This window comes from Candidatus Burkholderia verschuerenii (genome assembly GCF_001189365.1).
Lineage (GTDB): Bacteria > Pseudomonadota > Gammaproteobacteria > Burkholderiales > Burkholderiaceae > Caballeronia > Caballeronia verschuerenii.
In genome coordinates, this window is sequence record NZ_LFJJ01000140.1 from 1 (window position 1) to 15,150 (window position 15,150).

Below are 15,150 nucleotides of genomic sequence, written 5' to 3' on the forward strand. Positions count from 1 at the left end.
GTTCCGCGACGACGAAGCTTGTCAGGCGTGGGAGCCGGCGGGCGACGAGTTTTTGTCGCCGTCGCTGATGGAAGCGGTTTTGATGCGCCATGTTCTGCCGGGCGATGCGTTCGTCGGCTGGCTCGATCGCTTTCTGCCGCGCCTCGCCCAGCGCGAGCCGGCGACGCTGTTCGTGCCCGCGACCGTCACCGATCGCAGCGACGGCAAGCTCGCGCATCTTGACGGCCTGAACCTGAGCCGCGCGTGGTGTCAGCGCACGATCGCGCGGGCGCTGCCGACGGGCGATGCGCGCATCGGCGTGTTGACGGCGAGCGCGGACGAGCATCTGGCGTCGGGCATCGCGCATGTGGCGGGCGATTACATGGGCGAGCACTGGCTCGCGACCTTCGCGCTGCTCGCGCTTGAGGCTTGAGGCGTAAGGCGCGGCGGACCTCAGACGCGCGGCTGGAACGCGATCACGCTCATCCCGATCAGCGCGATGGCCGCGCCCGCCACGTCCCAGGCCGTCGGCCGGATGCGATCCACGGCCCACAGCCACACGATCGCCACGCCGATATACACGCCGCCGTAAGCCGCGTAGATGCGCCCCGCCGCCGTGTCGTGCAAGGTCAGGTCAGCAGCCACGCGAACAGCGCGAGCGACAGCGCGCCCGGCAGCAACAGCCACGCCGACGCGCCCTCCTTCAGCCATCGATAGGGAAAGTAGCAGCCCGCGATTTCGGCGACTGCCGTGACGATGTAAAGCAGCAATGTTTTCATGGAAAGGGCGAATAACGGCATCGCCGACGATTATCGATGCTCGCGCGCATGCTTGCGTCAAAAGTCCGCGCTCCGGACAATGGCGCGTTCGCCGATCGGAACTATCCTTGAGCGCCCCACAAAAACATATCGACGACGACCACGACTCGCCGCAGCAAGCCGCCGTGCCCGTGCATTGGCATCGGCGCGTGCTGACGCTCGCGTTTCCCATCGTTCTCGCCAATCTCACCCAGCCGATTCTCGGCGCGGTCGATACCGCCGTCGCCGGTCATCTCGACGGTCCGCAATTTCTCGGCGGCGTCGCGCTCGGCGGACTGGTGTTCAGCTTCGTGTTCTGGAGTTTCGGCTTTCTGCGCATGGGCACGACCGGACTCGTCGCGCAGGCGTACGGCGCGCGCGACGACCACGCCCTGCGCGCGAGCGTGCTGCGTGCGCTGATGCTGGCGCTCGGCATCGGCCTCGCGGTGCTCGTGCTGCAAGTGCCGATCATCGTCTATGCGCTGTCGATATTCGGCGGCAGCGCGGCCGTCAACGATACGGCGAGCGCCTACTGTCACGCGCGCATCTGGGCCGCGCCGTTCGCGCTCGGCAATTACGTCGTGCTCGGCTATCTGCTGGGATGTCAGCGCGTGCGGCTCGCGCTCGTCACGCAGGTGTTCATCAACGCGGTGAATATCGTCGCGGTGCTGCTGTTCGTGTATCGCTTCGGCTGGGGCATTTCGGGGATCGGCGCGGCAACGGCATTCGCCGATTTCTGCGGCTTCGCGCTCGGCATCGCGATCATGTGGCGGCTGCGTCCGCACGGTCTTCCGCCGATCGGCCTGCGCACGCTGCTCGATACGCACGCGTTGAAGCGGCTGATCGCGATCAATCGCGACATCTTCATTCGCACGCTCTGTCTGCTCGGCTCGTTCGCGTGGTTCACGCACATGGGCGCGCGTCAGGGCGATGCAATCCTCGCCGCCAACGCGCTGCTGCTGAACTTCCAGACCTTCATGGCTTTCGGGCTCGACGGCTTCGCGCACGCGGCCGAAGCACTCGTCGGCGCGGCGACCGGCGCGCGCGATCGCATCGCGTTCCGTCAGGCGGTGAAGGTGACGATGCTGTGGTCGGTGATCGGCGCGGCTGGGTTTTCGCTCGTGTACTGGATCGCGGGCGAACGGATCATCGCGATGCTGACGGATCAGGCGATCGTGCGCGAAGCGGCGCTGCGCTTTCTGCCGTGGGCGGCGATCGAGCCGCTCGCCGCCGTGCTGGGCTTTCAGCTCGACAGCGTGTATATTGGCGCGACGCGCACCCGCGAACTGATGCAGACGATGGTGCTCTGCCTGATCGTCTTCGCGCTCGCGATGTGGGCGCTCGCCGGTCCGCTCGGGAATCACGGACTCTGGCTCGCGCTCACGATCTGGATGCTGGCGCGCGGTGTGATGTTGCTGATTCGCTTGCCGCGGATCGAGCGGGCGTCGTGTGCGTGAGTTAATCCGGCCCGCGTTTCAGTTCCGCCATGCCTTCGAGCAACGCCCGATGAAACGCCGCCGGATCCTGCATCTGCGGCGCATGGCCGAGGTCCGGAAACTCCACCAGCTTCGAGCCCGCGATACGCTGCTGCGTCAGCTTCGCCAGTTCCGAATATCGGCCGAGCGTCGGACGAATCTCGGGCGGCGCGAATTCCTTGCCGATGGCCGTCGTGTCCTTGTCGCCGATCAGCAGCAGCGTCGGCGTCTTGATCTGGCCGAATTCGTAGACGACGGGTTGCGTGTAAATCATGTCGTACAGCAACGCCGAATTCCACGCGACGATATCCTTCCCCGGCCCGCGATACATGCCCGCCAGCATCCGCACCCACGGCTCGTAATCGTCGCGCCAGTGGCCCGCGTAATACGTGTTCTGTTCGTAGCGGCGAATGCCGTCGGCGCTGGTCTTCAACTCGCGCGCGTACCAGTCGTCGATGGACACCGAAGGCACGCCCTTCGCCTTCCAGTCCTCGAGTCCGATTGGATTCACCAGCACCAGTTGCTCCGTCTCGCGCGGATACATCAGCGCGTAACGCACCGCGAGCATGCCGCCGGTCGAATGCCCGATGACGGTCGCCTGCGGCACGCCGAGCGCCTGCAACAGCGCGTGCGTATTGCGCGCGAGTTGCTGGAAGCTGTACTGATAACGCTGCGGCTTGGTCGACTTGCAGAAGCCGATCTGATCCGGCGCGACGACGCGATAGCCCGCGTCGCTGAGCGTGTCGATGGTCTGCTTCCAGGTCGCCGCGCAAAAATTCTTCCCGTGCAACAGCACCGCCGTGCGGCCGTTCGGATGCGCGGGATGCACGTCGAGATAGGCCGTCCGCACGACCTGCTTCTGCGACGTGAACGCGAAGCGCGCCACCGGATACGGATAGTCGAAGTCCTGCAACTCGGGACCGTAGGCCGGGCCGTCGTCGCTGACGGCGGGCGCGCTGGCGGGTTTGTCGTCGGCGCTGGCGTGAGAGGCAAAGGACATCGCGAGACACGACGCGACGGCGAGCAACAAGGATCGAACGATGGACGGGCGGCGTTGCGCTGGATTCATATCGATTGAATTTGAAGATAGACGAGGCCCGGGCGATTCTAGCGCACCCGCACTACATGCGCGTTTAGCGCCGCCGACACGGCGATGCCCTTATACTTCCCCGCCCGATTCGTCATCGCACATAACACGCACCACGCTTCAAGCCCGAGACATCTACAAGCATGCAAAAACGTATCAAGGCACTCGTCGTCACCCTGCTCGCCGCGACATGCGTGAGCGCGTGGGCGAGCGATTGCCCGCAATTCAGCCCCAACGGACGCGCGCCCGTCGTCACCAATCCGAAGATGCGCGCCGACACCCAGCAACTCTGCTATTCGGATTACGCGCTGCTGCATTCGGGCGTCACGCACGGGCCGCTATGGTCGGCCGAGCATCTGACCGCGCAGAGCGTCGAGGATGCAAAGGACAATACGCGGACCAATCGCTTTTTCATCGAGAAGCGGCTGCCGCCCGGCGACAGCGCGCAACTCTCGGACTACAAGAACAGCGGCTACGATCGCGGCCACATGAGTCCGGCTGGCGATCGCTGGAGCAAGCGCGGCATGGCGGAATCGTTTTCGCTCGCGAATATCGTGCCGCAGGATCCGTCGAACAACCGGCGCATCTGGTCGCGTATCGAACAGGCGGTGCGGCGGCTCGTGGAAGAATCGGGCGAAGCTTATGTCGTCACCGGGCCGCTGTTCGCGGGTCGGCAATTGCAGACGATCGGCGAATCGCGCGTATTCGTGCCGACGCAAATCTACAAGGTCGTCTATTTGCCGCAGCGGCAGATTGCCTTCGCCGTGGTGATCGACAATACGCCGACCAACACTTACTCGATGAAGACCGTGCACGAACTGGAAGCCATGAGCGGACTGGCGTTCCCCGGCATTCCGGACGCGCTGAAAGACAAACGAATCGGAGGATTGAACGGTGTTTAAACCCTTTGCGAACGATAACGACGTGCTCAATATCGCCGGCGATGCGTTGAATATCGCTAACGGCAAGACGCGCGTGACGATCAGCGGCGATCTGGGCATCGCGCGCGATCAGGCCGGGCTCGCCAATGCGCTGGCGCTGCAAAAAGCCGTGAACGCCATCGTCGATGCCTTGCAGAAAGAGCCGTCGCTGCCCGCCAAACTGCCGGACGAACCCGCCGCGCCGACGGGCAAGACGGACAATCCGTTCATTTGAAGCGCGTTTTACAATCATGCTTCTGAGAGGCGGTCGTCGCACGGATGGCCGCGCGGAGAAGCGAAGTGATCGAATGCCATGTTGCCCCGAGTCCGCTCGGGCCTATCCTGTATCGCGCCGAAAACGACGCCCTCACCGGGCTGTATTTCGTCGGCCAGAAGCATTATCCGAAAGGCATCGCGGAGCCCGCGCTGTCCGATTCGCGCGCCGTGTCGCGTGTGATCGGGCAGGCGCGCGACGAGGTCGACGAATATTTCGCCGGCGCGCGGCAGACCTTTTCGATCGCGCTGAATCTCGGCGGCACGCCGTTTCAGCGGCAAGTCTGGGATCAGTTGCGGCAGATTCCGTTCGGCGAAGCGTGGACGTACGGCGATCTCGCGCGCAGGCTCGGTTTGCCGCCGGGCGCATCGCGCGCGGTGGGCGGCGCGAACGGGCGCAATCCGGTGGCGATCATCGTGCCGTGTCACCGGGTGATCGGCGGCAACGGCGAACTGACGGGCTACGCGGGCGGCGTCGATCGCAAACGGCATTTGCTTACGCTCGAAGGCGGCAAGGGACGCGAGCAACTGGCGCTATTCTGATTCCTCTCGACTCTTACGGACTGCCCGGCGCCTTGACCGGCGTGGGCAGATCGCCGTCCGACTGCTTCTGCAGTTCCTGCACGCGCTGCTGAAGCGCCCGCAATTGCGCCTGCGCGGCCGCCTGCTCGGTGCGCAGCGAGCGCACCGCTTCCTGCTGCTCGATCTGATAACTCGTCACCTGACTTTGCTGCTGACGCGAAATATCGAGATCGGCTTGCAGGCGATTGGCGCGATCCTGCTGCGCGGCGATCAGCTTGTCCGCATACGCCTTTTCCGCTTCGAGCTTGATGCGGCGAATTTCCGTATCGGCGAGCGATATGGACGATTTCACGAAATCCGCATAGACCGAATCGGCACGCGCATCGTTTTGTGTTTTGAATACGCGCCAGTATTTGCTTTGTTGAAACAGCGCGACGTAATAAATCATGCTGTCTGGATAAAACGAGAGACTCGCGCCATAACTCCCGTTGAACGATTTGCGCAATTCGGTGACTTTCCCGTCGCGCAGCAGACTTTGCAGTTCGGCGATATCGCCGTTGACCGCGTTGGAATCGCCCGGCAAGTCGATGGACAGCTTGTCCGGGTAAGCCGCGGACGTGTCCGATGCCCCGCCCGCCGCCATGACCGCCGATGAAACCGGCAGCATCACCAGACTCGTCAGCGCGATTTTCGCAATTACCGATGGTTTCATTGCGATTTCCCACAGAATTGAATTTATTTGTTCGTATCTGATTATGCGCAGGGAAATCGGCTAATTCCAGTTATTCGCGCAGCCGTCGCGCGCGATTTACAGACGCGTGCGATTCTCCACGCGCACTTGCGAATATTCGGCGTTGGTCATCTGCGGTTTCGCGCGACGTGGCGAAAAAATCCGCGAATCGGACGGTACAGTGGACATGCGCGAGAAAATCTCGCGATCGGCCTGAAACTCGAACGGCGCGGCCGACAGAATATGCGGATCGGGAAGAGAGTCGGCGGCGTGCGCGGGCGTGGCCAACGCGGCCGACAGCGGAACGAGACAAACAGCAAACGAAGCAGCGAACGAACGATACATGGCAGGAACGATCAGTCAAAAGTTGGCGCGAGGCCGGGAGACGACGTTCAAAAGATCGAGCCGGCGTCCGTGTACGACATGGTTCGTTATTCCAGCAGGCATTTATCGCGCAGCCCATGAGAAACGTCTCAAAAACCGCCCGAACGTGCCGAAACGCCGCATTGGGAATTTTCGTACGGAGCGGGAGTGAAAAATGCTACTTCCGATCATTCGGGGTCGATCGCGACAACCGACTGCACCGACCGCAAGCCGATACAACGCTGGATCGCCGGCTGGGCGCACACCACGGTTGCCCACCTCTTGCCTTTAGTCAGCGATAATTCGCGTTCGCCAAAAGCCGGCCTGCCCAGGTAAAAACGAAAACGCCATGACTCAAGAAGACACGCTTCCGCACGACGCAGCCCGGCCCTCCTCCGTGAACGACGGCAATATCACGACCGGCGTGCCTGGACTGGACAGCATTCTGGGCGGCGGTCTCGTCGAAGGCGGTCTGTATCTGATCGAAGGCATGGCGGGCGCGGGCAAGACGATTCTGTCCTCGCAGATCGGCTTTCATCGCGTGGCGCAGGGCGATCGCGTGCTGTACATGACGCTAATCGCCGAATCGCACACGAAGCTGCTTTCGCATCTGCGCGGCCTGTCGTTTTACGATGCCGACGCCATCTCCGATCGCATGTTGTTCGTCTCGGGCTATCACGAGCTGATACGCGACGGCCTGTCCGGATTCCTCGCGTTGATCGCCGCTACCATCAAGTCGAGCCGGCCGCGTTTCATGGTGATCGACGGTTTTCGCAGCGCGCGCGAATTCAGTTCGACGGAGCTCGAACTGTCGCAGTTCATCCACGAACTGTCGGCGTTCGTCAGCGCCGCGCGATGCACGACGCTGATTCTCGCGCCGCTCTCGGGCAACGAACCGCATCCCGAACACACGCTGGTCGACGGACTCGTCGAACTGAATCGCTTCAACAGCGGCATGCGGCGGTCGCGCGAAATCGAAGTGCACAAACTGCGCGCGCGATCATCTGCTCGGCAAGCACTTCTTCAAAATCACCGGCGACGGGCTAGTGACGTATTCGCGCATCGAGGCATCGACCGCGGATGCGCGCTCGGTGCCGGACTTCAAGAGCCGCCTGCCGTTTGGCTTCCCCGATTTCGATCAGATGCTGGGCGGCGGCGTCGTGCGCGGCTCGACAACCACGCTCATCGGACCGTCGGGCGTCGGCAAGACGCTGCTCGAATTGAAGTTTCTGCAAGCGGGAATCGAGCGCAACGAGAAGTGCCTGTACTTCGGTCTCTACGAATCGCCTGAACGGTTGATGGCGAAAGCGGAATCGGTCGGCATCGATCTGCGCGATGCGCTGAAGGACGGCCGTCTGACGATCGACTGGCATCCGGCCGTCTAACTGGCGATCGACGAACTCGCGGTCGAGCTGCTGGAGCGCGTCGAGCGCACCAACGCGACGCGGCTGGTGGTGGACGGTATCGACGGTTTCCGGCAATCGGCGAGCCGCGCGGAACGTATCGGCATCTTTCTGAACGCGCTGTCGCACCGTCTGCGCGATGCGGGCGTGACGACCATCCTCACCGAAGAATTGCCGCTCTATGGCGAAGCCGTTCAGCCTTCCACGCTGCGCGCCTCGGCGATGACCGAAAACATCGTGCTGCTGCGTTACGTGGAAGCGAATTCGGCGCTGTATCGGATGCTGTCGGTCCGTGAAGCAGCGCGAAGGCATGCACGATTCCGCGATCCGCAGGCTCACGATCGACTCGCGCGGCCTGCATATCAGCGAAGGTTTTATCGGCCCGACGGGGCTGCTGTCGGGCCATCCGACGCTCGCGCCGGCGCTCTCTGTGTCGGACCCCGGCGCGCGAGCATGAAAAAAATCCTCGTCGTCGACGATGAATTCGACATTCTGACAACCTGGCGCCTCGTGCTCGAAATGGAGGGCTACGAGGTCGCGACCGCCGCGAACGGGCGCGTTGCGCTCGATGCCGCCCGGTCCAACGCGCCCGACCTGGTCATCACCGACTGGATGATGCCGCACATGGACGGCGTCGAGCTGATCGCCGCGCTGGCCGCCAGCGACACGCTCGGCGAGATTCCCGTCATCCTGATGAGCGCCGCCGCCAAGCCGCCCGCCGCTCGAGCATCCGAACGCGCGCTTTCATCGCAAGCCGGTGTCCATCGACGATCTGATCGATTCCGTGCAGCAACTGATCGGTCCCGCCTGACGAATACATCGCGATGCTGGGCATGAACCGTGCTTCGATGTGCATCTCCGTATTGCCCCGATAGCGGCTAACAATGTCGCGCGCGGGCGATCGCTCGAACCTCATGCGGGATCAACCAGACGGGAGGAATCATGGTGCACGATCAAGTGGAAGGCGCAGCACAACAGGTCGTCGGCAAGGTGCAGGATGCGGTCGGCGCATTGACCGGCGACGAATCGATTCAGGCCGAAGGCAAGGCGCGTCAGGCATTCGGCAATCTGCAGCAGAGCTATGGGCAGACCGTCGACAACGTGCGTCTCGCGGTCGCGAGCCAGCCGATTCAGGGCGTGCTGATCGCGGCGGCGGTCGGCTTTGTGCTCGGCGCGTTGTGGAATCGCGATCGTTGAGACGAGCCGCGTGCATGACTGAAAAACCGGTGCGAAGCCTGCACCGGTTTTTTTAGTTGGACGCGGGCGTATCGAGCCGGATCATCTGTCCGTGTTCGAGCACAGTGAAGGCATCTGGCGGCAGGCCGGCTTGATGCACCGCTTCCGCAAGCAGGCGCGGCGGCTCGTCGAGCGGATCGTCGGCGAGTTCGAAGACGCCCCAGTGGATGCCGATCGCCTTCCTTGCATGCACGTCCTTGAAAATTTGCACTGCTTCTTGCGGATCGACGTGCTGCGCATGCATGAACCAGCGCGGCGCATACGCACCGATCGGAATCAACGCGAGATCGAAGCCGCCGAACCGCGCGCCGATATCGCGGAAATCCGGCGAATAGCCCGTGTCGCCCGCAAAGTAGAACGAGTACGGATGCGCCGCGCCCGCAGGCGTTTTGACGACCCAGCCGCCCCATAACGTTTCCCGACCGATCGAACGGCGTGCGCGCCGACCAGTGCTGACTCGGCACGAACCAGAAATCGAGTCCCGCGACTTTGGTTTCGTCGCTCCAGTCGAGTTCTTCGACATTGTCGATGCCGACATCCTTCATCCACGACTTGATGCCGAGCGGCACGAGAAAGCGCGGCGGACCGCCCGCCTGCGCGTTGAGCGCTTCGACGCTGGGTTTGTCGAGATGATCGTAATGACTGTGCGAGATCAGCACGAGATCGATATGCGGCAATTCATCAAGCTTGAGACCGGGCGGCACCTTCCGCTCGGGCCCCGCGAACGACACGGACGACGCGCGATCGGAGAACATCGGATCGCACAGGATGTTGACGCCGTTGATCTGCAAAAGCGCGCTTGCATGACCGATCCACGTCAACGTGTTGACGCTGCGATTGGCCTTGAGCCACGCGATATCCGGATGCGCCATCGGAAAGCGATAGCCGTTCGCGGGCGGCTTCGGCAAGCCCTGTTTCCAGCGTTCCCACCGCCATTTCAGCAGCGATGCGCGCGGCAGATTGTTGTAGTTGTTCTCGAACACGCCGGACGACGTCCGCCGCGCGTGATGCAGCGGCTGCGGATTACCGGACGCGGCCGGTTCTTCGGGACGCGCGGCATCGCCGTGCGAACAGCCTGTCAGCAAAGCGAATGTGACAAGCGCGGAAAGAGGGCGGAAACGGCGCATGAGTAGTTGGCTGAACGATTGTCGTTTGAGTTCGCGAAACGTGTGCGTCCGATTGTACGGAATGTAGAAACTAGCCATTGTTTCGACGATTCACACGCACGTCGTCATGCTTCGAAACATGTCGTGCCGCTGCTCGGTAAGGCGTTCGCCGTTTCTCATACGAATCGGCCCGCTTCTTGCGTACCCAAACCCGTTGCACAAAAATCAGCATACGAATAACCAACGATAGCGCGGCGAAATGCCAAATCACGCGAGTCGCGCGTCAGAACAACACGGGGTTTCAAAATGGGCAGCAGGCACCGGAGTCATGCAGCGCGCGCCTTCAATCCGCAACTGCACGCCATGCTCGTGTCGCGCAGCGCATCGCATCGCACGTCGCGAGTGCGTTGCGCCAGGAGGGACGCGACGAAGCCCTGGCGGAAGGCGTCGCCGAAATGATCGCGCATTGCGGTCATGCGGGCCTGGGACTGTTTCTCGCCGCCGTATGGCATTGGCTCGATGAGCGCGGTTACGATGACGCCGCCGAGTCGGTGCAGCATTACATCGAAACCGGCACGGTGCCGGTCGCACGGCCGTCGCCGCGCGCGTCTGAGCGCGTAACGTAACGCGCGCATGTGCGCGCGTTACGTGCCGAACCAGCCCCCGCGTCGACGAAATACTCGCGCGCCGTGCAGCGCGCCGCATCGTCCGATGCGAGAAACAACACCATGCGCGCGATATGTTCCGGCTCGATGCGCTCGTGCAGACACTGCTGCGCAACAAGCGCGGCCTCCGTTTCAGGCGACTGCCACAGCTTCATCTGACGCGGCGTGCGCACCGCGCCGGGAATCACCGTGTTCACGCGAATGCCGTGCTCGCCGAGTTCGCGCGCGAGACCATGCGTGAGCCCTTCGATGCCCGCCTTCGCCGTCATGTAGATGGTGAGATCGGCAATCGCGAGATGCCAGGAGATCGAACCCATGTTGACGATGGCGCCCTTCTTCTGCGCGCGCATGCGTTTGGCCGCCGCTTGCGCGCAGAAAAACTGATGCCGCAGATTCACCGCCATGCAATCGTCCCAATACGCGGCACTGGCCGTGTCCCATTGATGACGATCGTCATTCGCCGCGTTGTTCACGAGCACATCGATGCCACCGGCCGCATTCGCGATATCGTCGAAAGTGCTTTCGATTTGCGTCACATCGCGCAGATCGCAGCGATAGAACGTCGGCGCATGCTTCTCATTGGCAAGCGTCTGTTCGAGTTGCCGCGAATCGGCTTCGGCGACATCGATGAACGACACGCGCGCGCCCTGCTTCACGAACGCTTCGGTGATCGCCGCGCCGATTCCGCTGCCGCCGCCCGTCACGACGACGCGTTTGTCCACAAGGCTCGGATAGTTCGCATAACTCATGATCTCGTCCTCCGGCTCAATGCGAATGACGCGGATTGCCGCGCGTTTCGATCACCTTCATGTACAGCGTCGCGGGCTCGAGGCATCCGCCCGTCGACAACTGTCCCACCGTCTGCCGATACAACTCCTGCCAGGGCGTTTGCGCGGGCGGCGCGGCAAAGGCCGAATCCTTGCGACGGCTCTCAAGTTCCGCTTCGTCGAGCAGCACGTTCACCGAGCGCACGTTCAGATCGACGCGAACCGTATCGCCCGTGCGCAGCAGCGCGAGACCGCCGCCGACCGCCGCTTCCGGCGACATGTTGAGAATCGACGGACTCGCCGATGTTCCGCTTTGACGCCCATCGCCCATGCACGGCAAGGAATCGATACCCTGCTTGATGAGTTCGGCAGGCGGCGCCATGTTCACCACCTCTGCGCTGCCCGGATAACCCACGGTGCCGCAACCGCGAATCACGAGAATGCAATGCTCGTCGATTTCGAGCGCGGGATCGTTGATACGCTTGTGATAGTCCTCGGGTCCATCGAAGACGATGGCGCGCGCTTCGAACATGTTCTCCTTGCCCGGATCGCTCAGATAAGTCTTTCTAAAGGCGTCGCCGACGACCGACATCTTCATGATCGCGCTATCGAAGAAATTGCCCGACAACACCATGAAGCCCGCGCCGTGTTTCATCGGATCGGCTGCCGTGCGAATGACGTCGTTGTCAGCGGCGGGTGCATCGTCCGCGATCTCGCCGACGGTGCGGCCCGATACCGACAGACAATCGCGACGCAGCATCTTCGCGTCATCGAGTTGACGCATCACTGCGGGCACGCCGCCCGAGCGATGAAAACTCTCGCCGAGATATTCGCCCGCAGGCATGCAGTTCACGATCAGCGGCACTTGCTCGCCATGCTGCTGCCAGTCGTCGAGACTCAATTCGATGCCCATATGCCGCGCAATCGCGATCAAATGCGGCGGACAATTCGTCGATGCACCGAGCGCCGACGCCACCACGATCGCGTTGATGAACGCATCGCGCGTCATGATCTTCGACGGCTTCAGATTCTCGCGCACCATATCGACGATGCGCTTGCCCGTGGCATATGCCATCTGTGTCCGCGCTCGCGATACGCGGCGGGAATGCTCGCGCACGTCGGCAAGGACATGCCGAGCGCTTCGGCGAGGCTGTTCATCGACAGCGCGGTGCCCATCGTGTTGCAGTGTCCGATGGACGGCGACGATGCGGTCGTCAGCGTCATGAAGCCTTCGTAATCGATCTCGCCCGCTGCGAGCAGATTGCGCGCGTGCCAGATCACCGTGCCCGAGCCGACGCGCTTGCCTTGATACCAGCCGTCGAGCATCGGTCCGCCCGACAGCACGATGGCGGGCATATCCACGGTCGCGGCGGCCATGAGGCACGCGGGCGTGGTCTTGTCGCAGCCGGTCGTCAGCACGACGCCATCGAGCGGAAAACCATGCAGGATTTCGACGAGACCGAGATAGGCGAGATTGCGGTCGAGCGCGGCGGTCGGACGACGGCTCTGTTCCGCCAGCGGATGCACGGGGAACTCCATCGGAATGCCGCCTGCATCGCGAATTCCCGCCTTGGTACGCGCAGCCAGTTCGATGTGGTGACGATTGCAGGGCGCGAGATCGCTACCCGTCTGCGCGATGCCGATGATCGGACGGCCCGACTGCAATTCTTCGCGTGCGAGGCCGTAATTCATGAAGCGCTCGACATACAGCGCCGTCATATCGGCATGAGAGGGATCGTCGAACCACTCCTGGCTGCGCAGGCGGCGTGGTGTTTGTTGGGGCATGGTGTTGTCTCCATGAGGAGCGTTACATCAGCCTTGTCAGCCGATGCGGCTCTCGTCTGCGTTTACGTTACCGGTAACATTCAAGTCAATGGTAGCACGCTTGCCAACGCGCATTATGCGCTCTCGCGCGCCACGACCTTGTATGCGACGCGCACGCGCTTGCCCGCGCTGATCGCCGCGCCCGCTTCTCGTTCCTGCAATGCAGCAAGCAACGTCGCGCCGGTGCGCAGGCCGATTCCGTAGGCATCGACGGAATCGGTCGTGATGGTCGGCGTGCAATACTCGGACACTTCGAAGTTGCCGAAGCCCGCGACCGCGATGTCGACCGGCACCGTCATGCCACGGCGATGGCTTTCCATTATCGCGCCGAACGCGGACATGCCGCTCACCACGCACATCACGGCCTGCGTGTCTGGCCATGCGTCGAGCAAGGCGGCCATCGCGGGGCCGCCGTGGCTCATCGTGACGGGCGAATCGCCCAGACGAATGACGCGCGCGTCGTCCAGACCGAGCGATTTCATCTGCGAACGAAAACCCTTCAGGCGATCGAGGCCGCGTCGATCGAGTTCGCTCGCACCGCCCAGAAAGCCGATGCGCTCGTAGCCCTGATCCGCGAGATAGCGCACCATCGCGCGCGCGGCGCTGACGTTCGAAAAGCCGACGGCGGAATCGATGGGATCCGTTGGCGCGTCCCACATCTCGACGACGGGCACGCCGGAGCGGCGCAGCAGGTTGCGCGTGGCATCGGTATGGCGCGCCCCGGTCAGCGCGATGCAGCGGGGCTGATGACGCAGCATCGAGCGAACCAGCCGTTCCTCGCGATCGAGGTGATAGTCGGTATCGCCGATCAGCAACTGCAAACCGTGCGGCTCCAGCGACGCGGCCAGCCCGCGCACGGTATCACGCACGGTATCAGAGAAATTGGAGCTTGCGAGCGACGGCACCAGCACCGCAACGAATTCGGATCGCCCGGACGATAACGCGCCCGCCGCCGCATCCGCGACATAGCCGAGCTCGTCGATGGCCTTCTGCACGCGCTCGCGCGTGGCCAGCGCGACGCTATGCCCGGCGTGCATGCGCGACACAGTCATCTTGGACACGCCCGCGAGCCGCGCGACATCCGACAGCGCGGCGGGGCGGCCGGAAGCTCCCGACCTGTTGCGGGCATGCGTTAGTCCACGCGCGCCCAGCCGTCGGGCCGCTGTTCCAGCGTGACGTGCAGTTTGGTTTCGCCGGCTTCGCGATCGGCGGCGGTGACATCGGGAAAGGCGCGCTTGATCTCGCGATCGTCGACCCACGGCGCGACTTCATCGAGCTTGTACGTGTACTTCACGTCCGAACGATGCAAGGTGGGATCGGGTTCCGTCCAGCCCGCGATCTTGTCGAGCTTGACGTGCGCGTAGCAGATCATCCACGCGCGGGCATCGCCGGTTGCGTTGGGATCGCCGGAAGGACGCGCGGTTTCGACGGCATACTTCTGGCCTTCGCCCGTCAGGCTATAGGCGACTCCGTTCTGCTTGGCATTGGCGTTAGCCGGCGTCGGCGCGGCCCGCGCGATCAGCCCGGCCTTCTCCAATGCGGCGAGTTGCTCGCGCAAGGCAGCGGCGGAGTATTCGTTGAGATCGCGGTCCGTGTACGCGGACGGGAAGACATACGGTCCGCGTCCGCTACGGTTGAGACACAACTGGCCGCGAGCCGTTTTCATGTCGGCGGATATCGCGTCGCCCAGCGTGGATTCGCTCGCATCGTTCTTCTTGCCGCACGCCACGGTAAGCAGCGACACGCTGACGGCGGCGATCAACAGGCTCTTTCTCATATGCGCTCCGAAGGGTCGGCGTGTGATGGGGATAACCTTTCGATGCCATTCTACCGACAGAATCCACGCATAAGACGTTCCAGCGTCGAGATTCGGCGGGTAAACGCAAAAAGCCCCAACTCGACGAGTTGGGGCTTTCACTTGCTTTCAGCATGAGGAGCCTGACGATTACCTACTTTCACACGGGTGATCCGCACTATCATCGGCGTGGAGTCGTTTCACGGTC

General features: G+C 62.9%; 13 protein-coding genes and 5 pseudogenes. 8 read left to right on the plus strand and 10 right to left on the minus strand.

Annotated features, from left to right (window positions below; translation table 11 throughout):
* Positions 1-412 (plus strand): DUF2891 family protein (locus tag BVER_RS20420; protein ID WP_157056152.1); only part of this gene is annotated, 412 nt, incomplete at its 5' end.
* 20 nt (positions 413-432) lie between these two features.
* On the opposite strand, the pseudogene BVER_RS20425 reads toward BVER_RS20420, so the two are convergent.
* Positions 433-758, minus strand: a pseudogene (locus tag BVER_RS20425) (YnfA family protein).
* 128 nt (positions 759-886) lie between these two features.
* Here BVER_RS20425 and BVER_RS20430 point away from each other — a divergent pair.
* Positions 887-2,233 carry an MATE family efflux transporter gene (locus tag BVER_RS20430; RefSeq protein ID WP_050454859.1) on the plus strand — a complete coding sequence of 449 codons (1,347 nt, stop codon included), beginning with the start codon at positions 887-889 and terminating at the stop codon, positions 2,231-2,233.
* Between the two features lies 1 nt (position 2,234).
* Here the strand turns inward: BVER_RS20430 and BVER_RS20435 are convergent, their stop codons facing one another.
* Positions 2,235-3,251: an alpha/beta fold hydrolase gene (locus BVER_RS20435; protein ID WP_370444270.1), complete on the minus strand. Its 1,017-nt coding sequence runs from the start codon at positions 3,249-3,251 to the stop codon at positions 2,235-2,237.
* 230 nt (positions 3,252-3,481) lie between these two features.
* Between BVER_RS20435 and BVER_RS20440 the strand changes: the two genes are divergently transcribed.
* The 3 genes from BVER_RS20440 to BVER_RS20450 are packed head-to-tail and all read left to right on the plus strand — an operon-like array spanning position 3,482 to position 5,074.
* Positions 3,482-4,240 (plus strand): DNA/RNA non-specific endonuclease, encoded by a 759-nt coding sequence (locus BVER_RS20440; protein WP_050454852.1) that lies wholly within the window; start codon positions 3,482-3,484, stop codon positions 4,238-4,240.
* Positions 4,233-4,493 (plus strand): hypothetical protein, encoded by a 261-nt coding sequence (locus BVER_RS20445; RefSeq protein ID WP_050454853.1) that lies wholly within the window; start codon positions 4,233-4,235, stop codon positions 4,491-4,493. The genes BVER_RS20440 and BVER_RS20445 overlap by 8 nt, the downstream gene beginning before the upstream one ends.
* 44 nt (positions 4,494-4,537) lie before the next feature.
* Complete coding sequence (locus tag BVER_RS20450; RefSeq protein WP_157056153.1) at positions 4,538-5,074, plus strand: methylated-DNA--[protein]-cysteine S-methyltransferase; 537 nt, start codon at positions 4,538-4,540, stop codon at positions 5,072-5,074.
* 13 nt (positions 5,075-5,087) lie between these two features.
* Here the strand turns inward: BVER_RS20450 and BVER_RS20455 are convergent, their stop codons facing one another.
* Both BVER_RS20455 and BVER_RS20460 read right to left on the minus strand, forming a co-directional pair.
* Positions 5,088-5,765 (minus strand): DUF2968 domain-containing protein, encoded by a 678-nt coding sequence (locus tag BVER_RS20455; RefSeq protein WP_050454854.1) that lies wholly within the window; start codon positions 5,763-5,765, stop codon positions 5,088-5,090.
* A 96-nt stretch (positions 5,766-5,861) separates the two neighbouring features.
* A complete protein-coding gene (locus BVER_RS20460; protein ID WP_050454855.1) occupies positions 5,862-6,128 on the minus strand; it encodes a hypothetical protein in 267 nt (88 codons plus the stop codon).
* A 367-nt stretch (positions 6,129-6,495) separates the two neighbouring features.
* On the opposite strand from BVER_RS20460, the pseudogene BVER_RS20465 reads away from it, so the two are divergent.
* The 3 genes and pseudogenes from BVER_RS20465 to BVER_RS20475 all read left to right on the plus strand — a co-directional run bounded on the left by BVER_RS20465 (position 6,496) and on the right by BVER_RS20475 (position 8,746).
* Positions 6,496-8,006: pseudogene (locus tag BVER_RS20465) on the plus strand (ATPase domain-containing protein).
* Positions 8,003-8,360 (plus strand): annotated as a pseudogene (locus BVER_RS20470) (response regulator). Before BVER_RS20465 ends, BVER_RS20470 begins: the two co-directional pseudogenes overlap by 4 nt.
* Before the next feature lie 131 nt (positions 8,361-8,491).
* Positions 8,492-8,746: a CsbD family protein gene (locus BVER_RS20475; protein ID WP_050454856.1), complete on the plus strand. Its 255-nt coding sequence runs from the start codon at positions 8,492-8,494 to the stop codon at positions 8,744-8,746.
* 52 nt (positions 8,747-8,798) lie between these two features.
* Here BVER_RS20475 and BVER_RS20480 read toward each other — a convergent pair.
* The 6 genes and pseudogenes from BVER_RS20480 to BVER_RS20505 form a co-directional block, all read right to left on the minus strand.
* Positions 8,799-9,867 (minus strand): annotated as a pseudogene (locus BVER_RS20480) (MBL fold metallo-hydrolase).
* 350 nt (positions 9,868-10,217) lie between these two features.
* Positions 10,218-10,451: a hypothetical protein gene (locus tag BVER_RS31760; protein WP_050454857.1), complete on the minus strand. Its 234-nt coding sequence runs from the start codon at positions 10,449-10,451 to the stop codon at positions 10,218-10,220.
* Positions 10,451-11,305 carry a D-xylose 1-dehydrogenase gene (xylB, locus tag BVER_RS20490; RefSeq protein WP_083452279.1) on the minus strand — a complete coding sequence of 285 codons (855 nt, stop codon included), beginning with the start codon at positions 11,303-11,305 and terminating at the stop codon, positions 10,451-10,453. The genes BVER_RS31760 and xylB overlap by 1 nt, the downstream gene beginning before the upstream one ends.
* A 16-nt stretch (positions 11,306-11,321) precedes the next feature.
* A pseudogene (locus BVER_RS20495) lies at positions 11,322-13,108 on the minus strand (IlvD/Edd family dehydratase).
* 113 nt (positions 13,109-13,221) lie between these two features.
* Positions 13,222-14,235, minus strand: a complete 1,014-nt coding sequence (locus BVER_RS20500; RefSeq protein WP_050454861.1) for a LacI family DNA-binding transcriptional regulator — start codon at positions 14,233-14,235, stop codon at positions 13,222-13,224.
* Between the two features lie 44 nt (positions 14,236-14,279).
* Entirely contained in the window at positions 14,280-14,924 is a 645-nt protein-coding gene (locus tag BVER_RS20505; RefSeq protein WP_050454858.1) for an SEN1982 family lipoprotein, read from the minus strand.
* Positions 14,925-15,150: the final 226 nt, after the last annotated feature.

Excerpts from the sequence above, each read along its gene's own strand:
- BVER_RS20455 (WP_050454854.1), bottom strand. The coding sequence starts at position 5,765 with ATGAAACCATCGGTAATTGCGAAAATCGCGCTGACGAGTCTGGTGATG.
- BVER_RS20475 (WP_050454856.1), top strand. The coding sequence starts at position 8,492 with ATGGTGCACGATCAAGTGGAAGGCGCAGCACAACAGGTCGTCGGCAAG.
- BVER_RS31760 (WP_050454857.1), bottom strand. The coding sequence starts at position 10,451 with ATGCTGCACCGACTCGGCGGCGTCATCGTAACCGCGCTCATCGAGCCA.
- BVER_RS20505 (WP_050454858.1), bottom strand. The coding sequence starts at position 14,924 with ATGAGAAAGAGCCTGTTGATCGCCGCCGTCAGCGTGTCGCTGCTTACC.
- BVER_RS20460 (WP_050454855.1), bottom strand. The coding sequence starts at position 6,128 with ATGTATCGTTCGTTCGCTGCTTCGTTTGCTGTTTGTCTCGTTCCGCTG.
- BVER_RS20440 (WP_050454852.1), top strand. The coding sequence starts at position 3,482 with ATGCAAAAACGTATCAAGGCACTCGTCGTCACCCTGCTCGCCGCGACA.
- xylB (WP_083452279.1), bottom strand. The coding sequence starts at position 11,305 with ATGAGTTATGCGAACTATCCGAGCCTTGTGGACAAACGCGTCGTCGTG.
- BVER_RS20450 (WP_157056153.1), top strand. The coding sequence starts at position 4,538 with ATGGCCGCGCGGAGAAGCGAAGTGATCGAATGCCATGTTGCCCCGAGT.
- BVER_RS20435 (WP_370444270.1), bottom strand. The coding sequence starts at position 3,251 with ATGTCCTTTGCCTCTCACGCCAGCGCCGACGACAAACCCGCCAGCGCG.